At 59.8% G+C, this 18,655-nt stretch carries 10 protein-coding genes and 1 tRNA gene; 2 read left to right on the top strand and 9 right to left on the bottom strand.

The window, feature by feature from the left end:
- Positions 1-19 precede the first annotated feature (19 nt).
- The 5 genes from hppD to RBB75_RS16140 all read right to left on the bottom strand — a co-directional run bounded on the left by hppD (position 20) and on the right by RBB75_RS16140 (position 8,138).
- Complete coding sequence (gene hppD, locus RBB75_RS16160) at positions 20-1,168, bottom strand: 4-hydroxyphenylpyruvate dioxygenase (RefSeq protein WP_353068659.1); 1,149 nt, start codon at positions 1,166-1,168, stop codon at positions 20-22.
- Positions 1,169-1,252: 84 nt separating this feature from the next.
- Complete coding sequence (fahA, locus tag RBB75_RS16155; protein ID WP_353068658.1) at positions 1,253-2,560, bottom strand: fumarylacetoacetase; 1,308 nt, start codon at positions 2,558-2,560, stop codon at positions 1,253-1,255.
- A 140-nt stretch (positions 2,561-2,700) separates the two neighbouring features.
- Positions 2,701-5,967 (bottom strand): efflux RND transporter permease subunit, encoded by a 3,267-nt coding sequence (locus RBB75_RS16150; RefSeq protein ID WP_353068657.1) that lies wholly within the window; start codon positions 5,965-5,967, stop codon positions 2,701-2,703.
- Between the two features lie 94 nt (positions 5,968-6,061).
- Positions 6,062-7,153 carry an efflux RND transporter periplasmic adaptor subunit gene (locus RBB75_RS16145; RefSeq protein WP_353068656.1) on the bottom strand — a complete coding sequence of 364 codons (1,092 nt, stop codon included), beginning with the start codon at positions 7,151-7,153 and terminating at the stop codon, positions 6,062-6,064.
- A 217-nt stretch (positions 7,154-7,370) separates the two neighbouring features.
- Positions 7,371-8,138, bottom strand: a complete 768-nt coding sequence (locus tag RBB75_RS16140; RefSeq protein ID WP_353068655.1) for a queuosine precursor transporter — start codon at positions 8,136-8,138, stop codon at positions 7,371-7,373.
- A gap of 111 nt (positions 8,139-8,249) precedes the next feature.
- Between RBB75_RS16140 and RBB75_RS16135 the strand changes: the two genes are divergently transcribed.
- Positions 8,250-8,327, top strand: a tRNA-Glu gene (locus tag RBB75_RS16135).
- Between the two features lie 125 nt (positions 8,328-8,452).
- Here the strand turns inward: RBB75_RS16135 and RBB75_RS16130 are convergent.
- The 4 genes from RBB75_RS16130 to RBB75_RS16115 form a co-directional block, all read right to left on the bottom strand.
- Positions 8,453-9,508, bottom strand: a complete 1,056-nt coding sequence (locus tag RBB75_RS16130; RefSeq protein WP_353068654.1) for a cytochrome P460 family protein — start codon at positions 9,506-9,508, stop codon at positions 8,453-8,455.
- A gap of 138 nt (positions 9,509-9,646) precedes the next feature.
- Positions 9,647-11,968, bottom strand: coding sequence for a GH92 family glycosyl hydrolase (locus tag RBB75_RS16125; RefSeq protein ID WP_353068653.1), 2,322 nt, complete (start codon positions 11,966-11,968; stop codon positions 9,647-9,649).
- A gap of 101 nt (positions 11,969-12,069) precedes the next feature.
- The gene (locus tag RBB75_RS16120) at positions 12,070-15,597 is read right to left on the bottom strand and encodes a carboxypeptidase-like regulatory domain-containing protein (protein ID WP_353068652.1); all 3,528 of its coding nucleotides are present in this window, start codon (positions 15,595-15,597) and stop codon (positions 12,070-12,072) included.
- A gap of 109 nt (positions 15,598-15,706) precedes the next feature.
- The gene (locus tag RBB75_RS16115; RefSeq protein WP_353068651.1) at positions 15,707-16,882 is read right to left on the bottom strand and encodes a phosphatidylinositol-specific phospholipase C1-like protein; all 1,176 of its coding nucleotides are present in this window, start codon (positions 16,880-16,882) and stop codon (positions 15,707-15,709) included.
- A 413-nt stretch (positions 16,883-17,295) separates the two neighbouring features.
- On the opposite strand from RBB75_RS16115, the gene RBB75_RS16110 reads away from it, so the two are divergent.
- Positions 17,296-18,609 (top strand): hypothetical protein, encoded by a 1,314-nt coding sequence (locus tag RBB75_RS16110; RefSeq protein WP_353068650.1) that lies wholly within the window; start codon positions 17,296-17,298, stop codon positions 18,607-18,609.
- The last annotated feature ends 46 nt before the right edge of the window (positions 18,610-18,655 follow it).

Below are 18,655 nucleotides of genomic sequence, written 5' to 3'. Positions count from 1 at the left end.
GTCCGGCAGGACAGAGTATTTAGAGGTTGCCGCGCAGTTCCTGTTCTCTCTCGATAGCTTCAAAGAGAGCTTTGAAGTTGCCTTTACCGAAGCTTCGGCTGCCCTTGCGCTGGATGATCTCGTAGAAGACGGTGGGGCGGTCTTCGACGGGCTTGGTGAAGATCTGGAGCATGTAGCCCTCGTTGTCGCGATCGACGAGGATGCCTAGTTTTTCGAGATCTTCGATGGGCTCGTCGATCTTGCCGATGCGGGTTTGCAGCTCGGTGTAGTAGGAGTGGGGGACGGTGAGAAAGTCGACACCCTGCTGCTTCATGGCGGCTACGGTGCTGAGGATGTCATTGGTCGCGAGGGCCATGTGCTGGACGCCAGGACCCTGGTAGAAGTCGAGGTATTCCTCGATCTGGGACTTGCGGCGGCCTTCGGCTGGCTCGTTGATGGGGAACTTGACGTAGCCGTTGCCGTTGGCCATGACCTTGGACATGAGGGCGGAGTACTCGGTGGAGATGTCGTTGTCGTCGAAGTGCTGGTAGAGGCCGAAGCCCATGACGTCGCGATAGAAGTCGACCCACTGGTTCATGGAGTTCCAGCCGACGTTGCCGACGATGTGGTCGATGTGGAGGAGGCCTACGGGGCGGGCGATGGGGTCGTGAGGGACGGCTTGATAGCCGGGGAAGAAGGCTCCGGTGTAGTGAGTGCGCTCGACGAAGGTGTGGACGGTGTCGCCATAGGCAGCGATGCTGGCAGTGACGACGCGGCCATGGTCGTCTTTGAACTCGGTGGGTTCCTGGATGCTGCGGGCTCCGCGGCTGGTGGTCTCGAGCCAGGACTGGCGGGCGTCGTCGACCCAGAGGGCGATGGCGTGGACTCCGTCGCCGTGCTTGTCGACGTGGCGGGCGATGTCGGAGTCGGTGCGGAGGGCGGTGGTGAGGACGAAGCGGACTTTGCCCTGCTGGAGGACGTAGCTGGCGCGGTCGCGTTGGCCGGTCTCGGGGCCTGCGTAGGCGACGAGGGACATGCCGAAGGCTGCGCGGTAGAAGTAGGCGGCCTGGCGGGCGTTGCCGACGTAGAATTCGACGTGGTCGGTGCCCTTGAGGGGGAGGAAGTCGGGGGTAGATTCGGTTGTTGTCTGGGAGGTTGTCTGGGGCTTGGTTGGGGCGTGTGTTGCCATGAGTGGGTCTCCGGTTAGGCGAGCGTGGTGGCCCGCGGTGCAGGATGAGGATAGTTCAAGCGGGAGGGGGTTGGCTAGGGCGGGTCAGGCTCCGGTGTGGGCGGGGTGGATGGTGGCGCGGCACTCGCCTAGGCCGATGCGGGGATGACCGGGGGATTTGCAGGAGCCTCGGAGGATGATCTCGTCGCCGTCCTCGAGGAAGGTGCGGGTCTCGCCGGTGGGGAGGAGGAAGGGTTGGGCTCCGTTGCGGGCGAGCTCTAGGAGGCAGCCGGCGGAGTCTTCGGCTGGGCCGGAGATGGTGCCGGTGGCGAGGATGTCGCCTACCTGTAGGTTGCAGCCGTTGCTGGTGTGGTGGGCGATGAGCTGCGCTGGGGTCCAGTAGAGATCTCGTGGGTTGGATTCGCTGAGTAGGAATGGTTGGAGCTTATTGGCTTTCATTCTTTTAGTCAGGATAGATACTTCAAGTAATACATTCAGATTCCCGTATTTTTGGTCGGCGACGGCGTGGAGGTAAGGGAGAGGCTTCGGGTGGGTGGCAGGGCGAGGGACAGCGGGAACCCGGAAGGTCTCGAGAGCGGCTATGGGGGTGACCCAGGAGGAGATGGTGGTGGCGAAGTTTTTTGCGAGGAATGGGCCGAGGGGCTGGTACTCCCAGGACTGGATGTCGCGGGCGGACCAGTCGTTGAGGAGGCTGATGCCGAAGAGGTGGTCGGCGGCGCTGGAGATGGGGACGGGGACGCCTTGCGCGCTGGGCTGGCCGATGTAAAGCGCTAGTTCGAGTTCGTAGTCTAGTTTGTTGGTGGGAAGAAAGTTAGGTTGGAGATCTTCGGCGGACGGGCGGGTTTGGCCGATGGGCCGGACGATGGGTTCGCCGCTGACCAGGATGGAGGAGGCTCGGCCGTGGTAGCCGATGGGGATGTACTTGTAGTTGGGGAGGAGGGGCTGGTCGGGACGGAAGAGCTGGCCGACGCGGGTGGCGTGGTGGATGGAGGCGTAGAAGTCGGTGTAGTTGGGGATGTGGACGGGTTTTTGGAAGGTCGATCCGGCGATGGAGTGGAGCGCGGCTTCGGCTTTTTCTTTGTGCTCGGGCTTTGCGCTGGCATGGAGGAGGGTGGTGAGGGTTTTGCGGAGGAGAGCCCAGGATCGAGGGCCCTGGGACATGAGGAGGTTGAGGGTGGGGGACTGGCAGGCTTCGGTGAGGGTGGGGGGGAGGAGGCCGGAGGTGGAGCTAGCGTGGAGGTCGATGAGGTGAGTGCCTATGGCGACGCAGAGATGTTGCTGGTCTTCTATCGAAAAGGCGCCGTAGGGGAGATGGGTGAGGGGGAAGTCGGTGGTGGGGTGGTTGGCGTCGGGGAGCCAGCTTTTGTGAGCTGCGATGCTTTGTTTTGCCATGCAGCATGATAGCTTGTGTCCTGCCGGACGGGCGCCCTGCGCGGGCAGCGGTCACATCGTGACGCGTATACCGCTTTGCTTGGTGCTCCCGCTGGTCGCTCTCAAGGGCTGTGCGACCAACGGGAAGATTCACGGTGATCTCAGTGGCTGGGTTGTGCTGGCAGTTCCCTGCCTGGGGCTGCGGTTTTCTTGCCTGAGAACTTGCCGAGGAAAGTCTTCAGGATGACATAGAGGACCGGGATAAAGAAGAGGTTGAGGATGGTGGAGAGGATCATGCCGCCGACGATGGCAGTTCCGACCGAGTGACGGCCGTAGGCTCCGGCGCCGGAGGCGAAGTAGAGCGGAAGGACGCCGAGGATGAAGGCGATGGAGGTCATCAGGATGGGGCGGAGGCGAAGCTCTGCGGCCTCGATGGCGGCGTCGACGATCGAGCGGCCCTGCGCCAGGAGTTGCTCGGCGAACTCTACGATGAGAATCGAGTTTTTGGCTGAGAGCCCGATGAGCATGACGAGACCGATCTGGACGTAGACGTCGTCGACCAGGCCGCGGAGAGAGACGAGCGAGAGCGCGCCGAGGATGGCCATGGGGACGGCGAGAAGGATGATGAACGGCAGGGCGAAGGACTCGTACTGGGCCGAGAGGGTGAGGTAGACGACCAGCAGGCCAAGGCCAAAGATGATGATGGCCTTGCCGGCGGACTCGACTTCTTCGAGGGCGAGGCCGGTCCAGGAGTAGGTCATGCCCTGAAGTTTGTTCTTCTGGAAGAGCTTGACCATGGCGTCGTTGCCTTGACCGGAGCTGGTTCCGGGGGCGGGCGAGCCGTCGATCTCTGCGGAGCGGAAGAGGTTGTAGTGGTTGATGACCTGTGGGCCCGAGATCTGGGTGACGGTGGCCAGGTTGTCGAGCGGGATCATCTGGTTGGTATTGGAGCGAACGTAGTACTGGCGCAGGTCCTGCGCGTTGCGGCGGAACTGCTCGTCGGCCTGAACGTAGACGCGGTAGGAGCGGTTATTGAAGTTGAAGTCGTTGATGTAGCTGGAGCCCATGAAGGTGCCGAGGGCGGCGGTGATCTGGGCAAAGGGGACGCCGATGGTCTCGGCCTTCTGGCGGTCGATGACTACCTGAAGCTGGGGGTCGTTCGAGGTGAACTGGGTGTTCATGGCGATGAGACCGGAGCCGGGGGCACTGCCCTGCGCAACGAGGGTGTGGGCGACACGTGAGATGTCGTCGAAGGTGTTGCGACCGCCATCCTGCAGGATGAACTGGAATCCACCGACGGTGCCGAGACCTGCGACGGCGGGAGGCTCTGCGGCGAAGGCGATACCGCCGGGGACGCCGAAGAGCTTGGGTCCTACGTCGAGGACGATATTGTGGGCGGTAAACTTGGGTCCCATCTTGGTGCGGTCGTTGATGGGCTTAAGCGGTGCGAAGATGAGGCCAGAGTTTGGCGAGCTGCCGCCGGCGAGCGAGAAACCCATGACGGAGAAGGTGCCGAAGACGCCGTCGTTCTTGCGTACGAGATCAGCTACGCGGTCGGCGAACTCGCCGGTATAGCTGAGCGAGGCTCCCGGGGGCGTCTGCACGATGATGAGGAAGTAGGACTGATCTTCCTGCGGAATGAAGGCAGTGGGAACGTAGTTGTACATGAACGCCGTGGCCGCGAGGGCGCCAACGAAGAACAGAAGCATGACGTAGCGAATGCGGACGACGAAGGTGACGACCTTCGCGTAGGTGCGGATGACCCACTGGATGACGGCTTCGATGGGGTTGAGGAGAAGGCCCATGATGCCGGTCTTTTTTTGTTCTGGACGCAGGAGGATGGCGGCGAGGGCCGGCGAGAGGGTGAGGGCGTTGAAGGCTGAGATCGCGATGGAGAAAGCGATGGTAAGCGAGAACTGTTTATAGAGAATGCCGGTTGTGCCGGGAAAGAAGCTGACCGGGATGAAGACGGAGATAAGGACGAGCGAGGTGGCGATGACGGCGCTGGTGACCTCGGCCATGGCGATGCTGGTGGCCTTGTGGGGATCGGAGGAGGTCTGGGCCATGCCCGATCCGGTCTTCTCCTGGCCGAGAGTGTCGGGAGCGTATGGGTCAGGTTCGCTGAGCTCGTGACGCTCGGGTATGACGGAGTGGCCGGAGAGGTGACGCTGCACGTTTTCGATGACGACGATGGCGTCGTCGACGACCAGGCCTGTGGCGAGAGTGATGCCGAAAAGGGTAAGCGAGTTGATGCTGAAGCCGAAGACCTTGATGAAGGCGAAGGTGCCGATGAGCGAGACCGGGATGGTGACGGCGGGGATGATGGTGGCACGCCAGTCCTGCAGGAAGAGGAAGATGACGATGATGACGATGACGATCGCTTCGCCGATGGTGGTGACGACCTCGTTGACCGATTCGCCGATGACCAGGGTGGTGTCGACAGCGATGATGCCCTTCATGCCGGGGGGGAAGTTTTTCTGGAGCTCTGCGAGGACAGCGCGGCACTTCTTATCGACGTCGAGGGCGTTGGCGTTGGAGAGCTGCTGGACGCCGACGCCGATGGCATCTCCGCCGGAGTATTTGAGGGCTGTGCTGTAGGTTTCGGCGCCTAGCTCCGCGCGGCCGATATCTTTGAACAGAACAACGCCGCCGGCGGTGGGATTATTTTTGATGACGATGTTTTCAAACTGTTTCGGGTCGTCGAAGCGGCCGATGACTCGAACCGCCATCTGGAAGACCTGCTTGGGATCGGCAGGAGGCTGCCCAAGTTGTCCGGCGGGGACTTCCACGTTCTGCCCTGCGAGGGCATTGGTGACATCGAGTGCGGTGAGACCGCGGGCGGCGAGCCGGTTGGGATCAAGCCAGAGGCGCATGGCGTACTTGCGCTCGCCGAAGATGATGACGGCACCGACGCCGGGGACGCGCTTAAGCGCATCCGAGACGTAGACATCGAGGTAGTTGGAGATGAAGGCCGGGGAGAGCGAGTGGTCGGGCGAGATGAAGCCTGCGGCGAAGATGAAGTTCGAGCTTGCCTTGGTGATGCTGATGCCGGTGTTGTTGACGACGGCGGGGAGACGCCCCTGCACGGTAGCGACGCGGTTCTGCACGTCGACAGCGGCGATGTCAAGGTTGTAGCCGGTGTTGAAGGTGACGGTGATGGCGGAGGTGCCGTCGTTCGAGCTGGTGGAGCTTATGTAACGCATGCCCTCGACGCCGTTGATGGCCTGCTCGAGGATGATGGTGACGGCGGACTCGACGTCCTTGGAGTTGGCGCCGATGTAGTTGCTGGTGACGACGACCTGGGGCGGCGCGAGGTCCGGATAGAGCGAGATGGGCAGGCTCGGAATGCAGACCGCGCCCGCGAGCACGATGAGGAGCGCACAGACCGTGGCGAAGATTGGACGGCGAATGAAAAAATCTACAAACAAGGCTGACCTCTAACCGGAGCGGCTGGCCCCGGGGTGATGCGTGAACTGTGCGGAGCCTTGGATGGGACTCCGCAGACAGAGGGGAAGCAGTTGCTTAGCCGAGCGGCTTGACCGGCGCACCTTCCTGCAAAAACTGCAGGCCGGAGGTGATTACTTTTTCTCCCGTCTTGAGACCACCAAGAACGGGATAGGTGTTTCCGACGGTTTCGCCTACGGTGACGGGGACCTGATGGGCGATGTATCCGTCCCCTTTCGGCGTTGCGACGTAGACGAAGGTCTGGCCGCCGACGAGACTTACGGCGAGGACCGGGACTGTAGGCGCAGGCGCGGTGCTCCAGATGATGCGGGCCTTGACCAACTGCTGGTTGCGAAGGATGTCCGCGGTTCGCGGGACACTTGCCTTGGCGAGGATGCTTTGCAAGCCGTTGTCGACCTGAGGGGAGATGAAGTCGACCTTCGTCTTGACGAGGACGTTGCCTGCTGTGTCGAGGATCTCTACCGGCAGTCCGTTGCGAATGCTGCCGGCGCGCTCGGTGGGGATATAAATGTACGCCTCGAGGTCGGCGTTCTCATCGACCGTGGTGAGTACGGTGGTGGGGGAGACGTAATCACCGAGGTGAACGGGGATGTCGCCGACGATGCCGTTGAAGGGGGCGCGGATGTCGTAGTAGGCGAGTTGCTGCTTCTGGGTGTCGGTGAGCGCCTGGTTGGACTCGAAGTCGGCCTTGGAGTTTTCATAGGCCTGATTGGCCTGATCGTAGGCGTCACGCGAGACGACTCCCGCCTCGAAGAGCTTGCGCTGCCGCTCAACTTCGATCTTGTTGTAGTCGTAGAGGGCCTTCTTCTGCGCCTGAGTTCCCTGCTGCGACTGGACGGCGGCCATCTGCTTGAGAGGATCGACGCGCATGAGCACCTGACCAGCCTTCACGGCCTGTCCAGACTTTACGAAGATCTTGACCAGATTGCCGTCGACCTGCGGCTGCATGGTGGAGGAGCGGCGGCTCTTGATGGTGGCGACGTAGGTGTCGGCGGTAGGCACAGGCGACAACGATACGGGTGCTACCTTCACGGGCATGGCCTGGGGAGGCGGCTGGGGCGGCGGGGCGGACTTGCAACCTGCGACCAGGCATGCGGCCGCACAGACAAGCACTGGGAGGACGCGAGGGGTATTCAAAATCAAGGGCACAGAACTTCTCCTTCACAAGCGACGACTTCGAAGACAAGCCACCAAACGAGTTGCAATAAGCGGTGGGCAGGAAGAATTACGACGCAAGATTCTGCGGATCAACGTCTTACTGGTTACGACTCAGGATTTCCATTTTAGATGACAGCATTCCCGAGAAGGGTTCGGAATATGCACCGAAAGAGTTTTTGAGTAGCCCAATCTGCTCCTGGGGAGGGTGTCAGGCGTCCAAACTGCTCTTTTCCGCAAAGGAAAAGGGGTTGAAGCTTTGATGACGATCGAACGCATCGGCGTGTTCGGCTCGTTTGAGCCAGTTTATGACAAGATACGTGATCGGGGTAGCGAGGACCTCGTATCCGACCTTGAGGGCGTAGCCGGTAAGAATTATGTTGACGAGGATGCGGGCGGGATAGATTCCGCCGAAGGTGAGCGTGATGACGAGAACCGTGTCGACGGCCTGGCCGACGATGGTGGAGCCGATGGTGCGGGTCCAGAGTTTGCGTCCGTTGGTGAAGAGCTTGAGACGCGCCATGGTGTAGGAGTTGGCGAACTCGCCGGCCCAGAAGGCGATGAGGCTGGCGGCCAGAATGCGCGGGATGAAGCCGAAGACGGTGGAGAAGGCCTGCTGGTTATGCCAGCCTGGGGCGGAGGGCAGCGCGATGACGATGGCTCCGATGAAGTAGAGGAGGGCGGTGCCGAAGAAACCCAGCCAGATGGCTCGGCGGGAGGCGGCAAAGCCGTAGACCTCGGTGAAGACGTCCCCAAAGATATAGGTGATGGGAAAGAGGAGAACGGCTCCACTGACGGCGAAGGGGCCAATGGACCAGCGACCGATCGCGACTGGCCCGAGGAGACAGACCTTTTGGGCGATAAGGTTCGAGACGAGCAGGATGACCACGAAGGCGGTGGTGAGGGCGTCAAGATATTTGAAGCTGCGGGGAGTCGATGGCGCGGCACTCGGTTGGATCGTGTGGAGTTGCGTGGGCATCGTTACCAGTATGCCGTGTGGGAGTAAGGCGCGCCAGTTTTTGACAGAGCATGGGCTGCTTGTTAGCGTTAGAGGTGGTGAGGGTGCTGGGTACGCCTTCTGCCTGGTCAAGTCCCCGTCGTCTAGCCCGGCCCAGGACACCGCCCTTTCACGGCGATAACATGGGTTCGAATCCCATCGGGGACACCAAACAAAAGTCAGGCTTTTCGGCGTTATACCTTGATCGACAGCCTGTCGCCAATCCTCAAGCTGCGGGTGATAGGCTTCACTTAGTCACCATAGAGTCACTGGGAAATTCCCGTCGTTTCCGGACTTCACCTGGGCCCGTACGCGGTGAAGACGTAGTCTTTTGCCTTCACTGCCGTGTGGCACGCGAACCCGCACCTGGCGTCGTTGCCCTGCGGCGGCTTGTCACCTAAGTTGCCTAGCCTGAACTTGCCGGACGCGGGCTCATACTCGAAGACGCCGTAACCCCATCCGCCGCTGTCCGCGAACCTCTTGCTGTCCTTCACCATCAAGTCAACGTCATGCTGGGTGCCTGGGACTGTCGGCGCACCGGGCTGCCCGGCATCCACTTTCGCATTCCAATGGACCTTCGCCATCTTGGCACCATCCGGAAAAGGCTTGCCGTTACCGGGAATTCCTGCCTTATAGGCGTTGATCATCACGGGATTGCCGAGGATCGCAGCGACCGCACCTCCGTTGTGGCTGATGGCGATCACCGGCCAGCTTTCGTATCCTCTAAACTCAGAGAACGCTAGGCCATTCGGTATTTTGAGGGTGTACTTGTCCTGCGCGGAGACGACGGCTTGTGTCTGTGACGGGACTGGCGCGGTGGCGGGGGCAGTGTCGGGGCGGGGAAGTTTATGGATGAAACGTGCAAGCTTCCAGGTGTCGTTATCGGAGATGCTCGACTTCCAGGCAGGCATGCCAGTGAGGCGAACTCCGTTCTGTATGATCCAGAACAGTTCAGCGTCGTTCCAGTGCTGCACGTGGGCTGAACTCAGGTCCATAGCAGGCGGGGTCATGTTGCGGCCGAGGTTCCCGTCTCCGCGGGCATCTGCACCGTGGCATTGGGCGCAAGACCCAAGAAACACCTCCTGGCCCTGACTGACGACCTCGTCCGTCTCAGGCAGCGGGTTGTTCCTTTTGCCTGCCGCCAATGGGATGGTGACGTCTTTCGCCGCATTGGCCAGGCTCGTCTCTCCTTGGGAAGGAGTTTTGCCGGCTGCACAACCTTGAAGTAAGGCGCCCAGCATTGCACTGATCACGCCAAGCACCAGCTTGTGTTTTAGCATTGCGTTGCGATCGCCTCTGCGCCACCTACCAATCGACAACTGGCCGACAGGTTCTCTCATGAGTTCAGGCATGGTGAATTCTCCTTCACAAAGAAAGTTTTCTAGGCCCGATCCCGCGTGTGCCACTTCTTGAAGCTTCTGATGTTTCTGGAACCAGAACGGTGGCGGTCTATTTTTACTCAGGCTCTCCTATCTTGGGTAGCCGACCCTTCACCTGGTAGCTTGACTGTTCCTCAAAGTCGTTGGGTTGGCGGATGCGTCCCTGGGTTCAGTTTTGGAGCAGATGTGGGCGCTGGGGTCGCTCATAGAAGGAGGTGGAGTTGTTGTCCCCCAAGTGGAGGGAGCGGAACCCATCGTAAGGGTCAGCGTTGCACCGTGCTTGATTTGGGCGTGGCGGAACCAGGCGTTGGGGAGATCGACTCCGTTGAGGGTTGCCGATTGGACGTAGCGGTTAAGGCCGTTGGGGTCGAGGTTCCTGGCGATGATGCGGAGTTTTTTGCCGTTGGCGAGAGCGAGCGAGGCGTCGGGGATGCTGGGAGTGCTGATGAGGTAGACGTCCTGGCCGGCGACGGGAAAGAGGCCGAGCGTGGAGAAGATGAGCCAGCTGGACATGGCGCCGGAGTCGTCGTTGCCGGGGATGCCGGCGCGGGTGTCGGTGAAGGCTTTTTCAAGGAGGAGATGGACGATGTCGGCGGTCTTGTCGGGGCGGAGTGCGTAGTTGTAGAGGACGGGGATGAGGAAGCCGGGCTCGTTGGTGACGTCGAAGTGGCGGCGGAGGAAGATGTTGTCGAGGCGGTGGACGAAGGTCTCATTGCCGCCGGCCATCTCGATGAGGCGGCGCATGTCCTGGGGGGCATAGATGGAGTAGGTCCAGATGTCGCCCTCGTAGAAGAAGTCGGGCCAGGTGCCGCGGACGACGAGGTAGGGGTCGGCCCAGGTGCCGTCGGGGTTGCGAGGACGGAGGAAGCCGTGGAAGCCTTCGGCGGTCATGTCCTTGTCCCAGAGGTGCTCGAAGTTGTGGGTGCGGCTGGCGTAGAGCGCGGCTTCTTTTTGGTGGCCGAGGCCGCAGGCGACTTGTGAGATGGCGAAGTCGTCGTAGCTGTACTCGGCGATGCGTGAGCCGGAGCGCTCGTCGGCGAGGGTGATGTAGCCTTTTTCGTTGTAGTCCTTGAGGCCGCCGCGACCTTCTCTCTGCGCGTTGGCCGGTGGGACTTCGGCATCGTGAACCATGGCGGCGAAGGCGGTTTCGTAGTCGATGTTTTTGAGACCTTTTACGTAGGCGTCGGCAACTACTACATTGGCATTGGAGCCGCCCTGGGTGCGACCGTTGTCGTTGCCGCTGCGGGCGTCGGGCATGTAGCCGGTGTGACGGTAGATGTCGATGAGGGAGCGGATAATGTCGCGCTGGCGGCCGGGGGAGATGAGGGTGAGGAGCGGGCTGGAGCTGCGGTAGGTGTCCCAGATGGCGTAGTAGTCGTCGTAGTAGGGCTCGGTGGATTGCCAGTCGGGGTTTTCGCCGGTACGGTCGGTGGGCATCAGCATGATGTGATACATCGCGGTGTAGAGCTGGCGACGCTGGGAGTCGGTCTCGCCGGTGAGGCTGAGCTTGGCTAGCTCGGTGTTCCACAATGCTATCGCGGCGGAGTGGACGGCGGCGAAGTTCCAGGTGGGGATCTCTTGTTGGACGTTTTGTTTTGCCTGGTCGGCGCTGATGAAGGAGATGCCGACTTTTGCCTGGATGATTTGGTTGGCGTGGGTGGTGAAGTCGAAGGTGGCACCGATGGGGATGTCGTTGGTGACGGTCGCGTCCTGCGCGGAGGTGAGAGACGTGCCTGTCCATGTTTGTGTGGCGGTGGCTGGGGTGTCGAGGACCATGTAGTAGTAGACCTTGTACTCGCCGCCCTTGTTCCAGCCGCCGGTGAATCGGGCGATGCCTTGCGCTTCGTGATTGCTGGTGAGGTGGATCTCGGCGCCGAGGAAGCGCTGGGACTCGGAGCCGGGGCCGAGGTCGAGCGCGTGGGCTACGTTGATGGTGAGGTGGGATTGCTGTGATGCGGGGAACGTGTAGCGGTGAAAACCGACGCGCCGACTGCTGGTGAGCTCGGCTTTGACTTTGTAACGGGTGAGGCTCGCGGCGTAGTAGCCGACGTGGTTGACCTCGTCGGTACGGGGAGATTTGATGTCGTTGAGGTCGAGGGGGCCGGTGACGGGAGCGACGAGGATATTGCCGTATTTGCCTTGTGCGCCGCTGAGATGAAGGTGCGAGAAGCCGAGGATGACTCCGTTGCTGGAGTAGCCGAAACCGGAGCGGCGGCCGTCAAAGGTCTCCATGTCGGGACTGAGTTTGACGAGGCCGTAGGGGATGGTGGAGCCGACGAAGGTATTACCGCCCCAGTCGACGCCGATGAAGGGGTCTACGTTGCGGGTGTAGTCGGGTGTAGTTTTTTGCGCGGTGAGTGGGACTGCAAGCAGGAGTGCGGTAAGAAAGAAGTGAATCGAACGCCGGAGGATGGAGTGCACTGCTGCTTGCATAAAGATCGGTCCCTTGAATGTCTCAACTGCATGTGAAGACTTGTGATGCGAGTGGGACCTGTTCGCGGGCCCCACTCGTGTCCTGCTTGATGGTAGGGCGTTTAGAAGGAGTAGCGAAGGCTGGCCTGCATTGCTCGTTGACCGGTCTTGCTGGTGACTTTGCCGAAGGTGGCGTCGGTGTAGGTTGAGTCCGGTGCAGCCCAGTTGGGATGGTTGGGGAAGTTGAAGGCGTCGAAGCGGAAGGAGAGTGCTTGACCTTCAAAGGTGGCGAAGCGCTTTTGCAGACTTGCGTTGAAGCTTGCCTGACCGGGACCGTAGATCAGGTTGCGGTTGTGCTGCGGGGTGAACGTTCCGGCAGCCGGAAGTGAAAAAGCGCTTGCGTTGAACCACGAGTTATTGTCTTTGCCGACGGAGAATTTGCCATTGCCGCGAAGCGAGGCGCCAGGAGCGATCTGGAGGAACTGTCCCTGAAAGCCTGGGCCAACGCCGGCGATGTCCTGACTGGTTGCGACGTTGAGTGGCGTGCCGGTCTGGAACTGATAGGCCTGCGAGAGTTGCCAGCCGCCGAGAGCTTCGTTGGCGATACGGCTGCTGCTCCGGAAGGGGATATGGTAGACAGAGTTGAGGACGAGGACCTGACGCAGATCATAGTCCGCCGTGCCGCAGAGTCCTTTCGGATCGTCTGCGTTGGGCAGGATGTTTTTCTGGAATGAGCCGCAGTCGCGCGAGTGAGCGTAGGTGTACGCGACCCCGAAGCCGAGGCTGTGACTGAAGCGATGATTTACGTCGATCTGAAGGCCCTGGTAGAAGGCGGTGTCGCCTTGATAGACCTCGGTGATGGCAGCGTAACCGAGATAGGGACGATGGGCGTTGACACCACTGGTGCCGAAGGCCTGCGCGGTTCCGATCGGCGCCTGGTTTACGTCGGATTCAAACTGCTGATGTAAAGAGTGGCGGCCCACGTAGGAGACGTCGGCTACTGTATCAAAGCCGAGATCTCGCTCGACGGATACGCTCCAGATGTAGGCCTCAGGCTGTGGGGATTGCTGATTGATATCGCCGGAGAGAGTGGGGAAAGAGCCGGTGCCGATTGCGGTGCCAGCGGGGTTGTCGACGCTGCCGCCTGTGATCGAAACCACCTGCTGCAACGGTGCGAAGCCGCCGAGAAATACGTTGTCGGAGGTGCCCTGACGGCTGGTGTAGCGGCCAAAGCCAGTGCGAAGAACCGTCTTGTTGTTAAGCGAATACGCCACGCCGACGCGGGGCTGGAAGAGGAACTTCTGCACGTGGACGTACCCGCGCGGAAGGTTGTGGAAGAGGTTGTTGTACTGTCCAGTCACGGCGATGGGGACGTGAGCGTTTGCGCTGGCGGGAAAGCCATTGCCAAAGAGAACGGTTCCGTCGAGCGGGTTGCCGCTGCCAGCTATCGGATTACCCGTTGTTGGGTTCACCTTTACCGCAGTAGCAGAGTTGTAGAAGGCAGGGTCGAAGGTCCCGGCGTTGTTCCAGATGCTGTAGAAGGGGTGAATGCTGGTATATCGCAGGCCGAACTCGAGGTGCAGTTTCGGAGTAGCTTTCCAGGAGTCCTGTGCGAAGAACTCGAACATATTGGCGCGGCTAGGAGTCTCGTTGCGTGGACCGATCTCGGAGTAGGTGTTGAAGATGCCGAGGGCCGCGTCGGCGAGGTCGTAGCCGGTGCCGTTGGTGTTGGTGCTTGAGAAGTCGAACTTCCCGTTCTGGTTGTTGGTCTGTCCGGGAGTGGAGTTGGCGAAGGCGATCTGGTCGTCATCGTTTTCGCCGGCCCGCTCAAAGAGAACGCCGCCACGCAGGGTGTGGTTGCTGATGATGCGTGTGACGGTATCGGCGAAGTCGAAGATCTCGCCCTGAGAGTGAGAGGGGTAGGTGCTGCCATCGAGTGTGGTAATGCCAGTCGTATCAAATGCAATAGTGGGAATCTTGTTTGGGAGATCTTTGCCTGAAGGAAAGAGGTATGGATAGTTGATGCCGTATGCGGTGCGGTTGTAGGTGCCTGTCGACGTGTCGATGCTGAGGCGAGCGACATCGTGGCTGGCGGTGAAGAGAAATTCATTGGTGGTGCTGGGACCGAAGGTGTGCACATAGTCCAGCGAGCCGGTCTGGTTGGGACGGCTGTAGATGCGCGGAACGATGTCGTAGTTCGAGGTCGCGAAGGGGTTCACCTCATGATAGTAGAAGTGAATAAGGCGGAAGCGGATGTAGTCTTTCTCGGTTGGGAGGATGTCGAGATTGCCGCTGTCGATCTGTTGCTGGATGGGATAGTGCGCTGTCTCAAGCAGATTGGCTGCACCTATTTTAAAGCCTGGCGTCGGCGTAGGGAACGCATTGAGCAGACCTACGCCATTCGGGCTGAGACGATCTTTGGGTATGACGTTGCCGGGAAAACAGCCGGGGCCGCCTGCCTTCGGGTCGCATGGAAGGCCGGATGTAGGGTCCTTGATGTGCTGCGCGACGGAGCTGAAGTCGCCGTTTCGGAAGGCTGCGTTGGGGACGGTATCGGTTTCCGTGGAGAGTGACGGATTACGTACGAAGGCCTCGGAGTAGAGGAAAAAGACCTTGCGCTTGGGCAGAACGTGCGGGATGTAGAGAGGGCCGTCCAGGACAAAGCCGAACTGGTTGTAGGTGAAGGGCGCGACCTTGTTTGTTTTGAGGGCTTCGGGGTAGTTAGGGTTTGAGTTGTTGGCATTGGCGTTGCGGACCCATGTGTTGGCGTTGAGGACAGGGTTCTGAAAGTACTCGTAGGCGCTGCCGTGGAAGTGATCGGTGCCGCTCTTGGTGATAATGCGAATCTGGCCGCCAATGGATCGGCCGTACTCTGCAGGGTAGTTGGTTGAGAGGACCTGGACCTCTTCGACGGCGTCGAGGTCCGGTGTGCCGACGGAGTCGCCACTGGCGCGGATGCGGACGGCGACGGCGCCGTCGTAGGTGAGAAGATTGTCGCGCTCGCGAGCTCCGTTGATGTCGATGGCACCAAGGCCGGTGCTGAAGTTTGAGGAGGAGACGGTGCTGGTGATACTGGTGATGCCGGCCTTGGTGAGTGCGAGATAGATTGGGTTGCGGCCGTTGAGTGGAAGATTGTCGGCCTGGCTGCTGGTGATGACCCGTCCGAGGGTGGAGCTGTCGGCCTGCAAAGTAGTTTCGTTCGCGGTGATTTCGATCGACTCGTTATCTTTGCCGACGACGAGAGAGACGTTGACCGTTGCAGGGATCGCTGGGTCGAGGTTGTTGTTCGTTCTGGTAACGGTGTCAAAGCCCGGCGACACCACCTTGACGGTGTATTTGCCCGGTGCAAGGCCAGCGATGGTGTAGAAGCCGGATTTGTTGCTGATGGTCTGGTGTTCGGCGCCGGTCTGCTCGCTGATTACGGTGATTGCTGCTGCACCGACGGCTGCGCCGGAGGGATCGGTGACGACGCCGGCGATCGAGGAGTTGTCGGACTGCGCGAGCAGGGTCGCAGAGCTGATGGCCGCGATACCGATGAGCAGTGCAATAAACAGCAGACGGCAGAGACGGGGGAGATTGACTGCACACCTCGTCAACATTGAAGGAGTTGATTCGTTAGGAGCGGATGATGCAGGTTGCGTTACTGGCACACGTGCCTCCTGGCGAGAGCGTAAGAGTCTGTTGAATTGGAGCGTTAGGGAGCAGCCTTTCAGAGGGCGCGGGAGGGCGGAAGGCGAACAGTCTGCTAAATTCAGGGTCTTATTTCATTGAGGGCTCAAGCAGCGAGTCGACGCATCCGGGTGGCGCGGTGATTGGATTGCAGCGAGCGGCCAGGCCATGCGGGAGGCCTACGAAGAATCCAGTCCAACGCGAGGGCTCGGAGGATGGGTAGTCTGTGCTTAACATCTGTGCGCCGCTGGAGAGAGCGATGTCGGCTCGGGTGTGGTCGTTGGTGCGGGCAGCTTCCGTGCCGTCGTCGGTCCGGGTGCGGATGAGATATCCCTGGCGGGCCAGGACGTCGATCTCGGCCTTCGTCCCATCGTTTTCTTCGGTGAAGGCTGCGTCTGGTGAACCAGGTGCGGCGTTGGTGAAGATGAGGCGGCCACGAAGGGAGGCATGTCCCTGTATGTAAACCGGGCCCACGTTGCGTTGGTCCATAAGAAAGATAACCTTGCCGCGAGAGTCTGAGAGCGTTGGCCATCCACCGGTCTTCTTGCTGGAAGCCGATGAAGCAGGGCTGGTGGATTGAACGGCTTCGAGCAGCGTGTCGTAGCTGCCACGAACCTGATCTGGCGCGATCATCTCGTCGGAGGAGAAGACGGAACGGATCTCGGCGTCGAGCGCGTCGAAGGTCTCGGAGGTAAACGGCTCCGGCGTGTGCGCTTGTGGGGCTGATCCTTCGCGGCCCTGCTTGGTTTCGACCAGGATGAAGATGGGGAGATGCTGCGGATGCTGTTGCGACCAGCCGCGAATTGTCGTGAGGCAGGCGATGAAGGTGTGGCAGGAGCTGCGCTGGTCGACATCCATGACGTGCATCACTTTGAAGCCGGGCTTGTCCATCTCGTGTTGCGGATCGAAGTCGGGATCGGCTGGAAGTCCCGCTTCTGCGACTTTGCCGACGATGGCTGGATGCGAGTAGCGACCACCCTTCGAATCGGCGTAGATGTCGATCTCGAGCTGACGCACGCCGCCGGTCAGTTGATCGGCCAGGGGAGCATGAGCATAATCAAGCGCGCGCATCGCCTTCGGGTTCTGTTGCTCGATGAGCTTGCGTTCGCTGGGGGCGATGCCAGAGTGGTAGCTGTTATGACTGCCGATCACCTGAATCTGATTGATACGCAGCGTTTGATCCTGCTCAGAAACGGTATTTTTCTGTGCGAGGACGCTCAGTGGAAGCATGATCATCAGGGAAAGTGCCGCTCGAAAATTCGTCATCTTGTCTTACATCCTTCTGAGACGGTCTGAGAGGAGGTTGGCCGATGGTACGGAACCGGAGATAGCATTTGGCACTGGCCGCCGGTCCATTGATTCTGTTCTTCGTTGAGACTTTGATCTTCCTCTGCCTCCAGGTTCTTCGTCAGGGGGATCCACGGTGTAAAGGATGGAGTACACGCGGAGGTGGTAACTCTCATCTGACGGAAAATAAATTGCTTACAGGAAGGCACCAACGATAATTTGATGCTGTCGTAACTTTTGATATCTCATATATTTTGGGGATTCATAAAGGAGTAACAAAAAGCCAGCTCTGTCGATGTCTACTAAGGACAGTGGAAGACGTTTTGATAAGCACGGGTCGAGGGTCCGCCAAAGCGGAACGCCTGTCAGGAACGGCGGTTGCAGACCATCTTGTGCGGCTTGAAAAGGATCCGCGCTGGGGCGTCGCTAGGCGAGTCGCCGCAAGCAAAGGATTCGCCAAATCCAAGTTTTTGATCAGCTTCATCCTCTATATCTGCGAGAAGCACCTGCTCGATCAGACCTGCGAGATCACCGAGCAGTTGATCGGCGAACACGTCTTTCGACGTCCACAGGGATACAACCCCGGCGAAGACAATATTGTGCGCAACTACGCGCGTCTGCTGCGGCAAAGACTCGATGAGTACTTCAGCAGCGAAGGCATCGATGAGACGATCCGCATCGCTGTTCCGCGGGGCGGCTATGTGCCTATTTTTATTGAAGATGGGAAAGCCGTCGGCGAGAGCAGACCGCAACCTGTGCAGACGGGATTGATCGGAGTCGTCGGGGTCGACTCATCGCAACAACAATCGGAAGAGAGAGTCGATCGGGCGGTGAAGGACCAGGTGTTGCCAGGTCGGCAAGTCTGGCGGCTCAGAGCCTTATGTGCTGCGTTGTTTATGGCTCTCCTCTTCGTAGTGGCGCGTGACATCCATCTTGCGTCGCCGCCGCAGAGTGTTTCGGACCGGTTCTGGAGCGTCTTCTTCTCGCCGACACGGGACACACTGCTGGTACCGGCCGACAGCGGGCTGGTGATCTACCAGGATCTGACCAATAGAAGGATCCCCCTGGCAGAGTACGCAGCCGGAGAGTATCAGAAGCATACTTCCACCACCTCCGGTATAGATTCAGCGATGGTGAACGAACTGGGTGGACGGCGCTATACCAGTGTCGTGGATCTGGATGTTGTCTCAGCTATCTCTCAGCTTCCAGCAGTAGTGAAGAACCGGTTCAAAGTGCGATATGCGCGCGAGGTAACGCTGGATGATCTGAAACAGTCCAACGTCATCCTGCTAGGGTCCTTCGATTCCAATCCCTGGGTGGATCTCTTTCAAAGAGACCTGAACTTTCAGTTCGAACATCAGCCAAAGGTCAACGACGTCGTCATTCACAATCTTCACCCTCTGCCGGGTGAGAGGGAGTATTACGAGACGAACCAGAGCGACGCCGCACGCAGCACGTTCGGTCTGATTGTCGTTACTCCAAATCTGGATGGCACAGGCCACGTTCTTCTGATTGAGGGAATCAACATGGCTGGCACAGAGGCTGCAGCAGACTATCTTTTCAGCGATGCTTCGGCGCCGCTGTTGAGCAAGATCTTCGACTCTAAGGGCAATATACTGCCGTTTGAAGTTCTGCTGGAGACCAGTAACATTGGTGCGAATGCTCCACGTCCACGAATCATCTCCCAGCGGATTCTTCTGAGATAACCTTGTTGCCCATAACAGCCGCAGGTAGCGTGTCGACCCAAGTTGC

Origin of the sequence: Tunturibacter empetritectus, assembly GCF_040358985.1 — a bacterium.
Lineage (GTDB): Bacteria > Acidobacteriota > Terriglobia > Terriglobales > Acidobacteriaceae > Edaphobacter > Edaphobacter empetritectus.
Note: the sequence above shows the minus strand (reverse complement) of the source record. Positions and strands in the feature narration are given on the sequence as shown.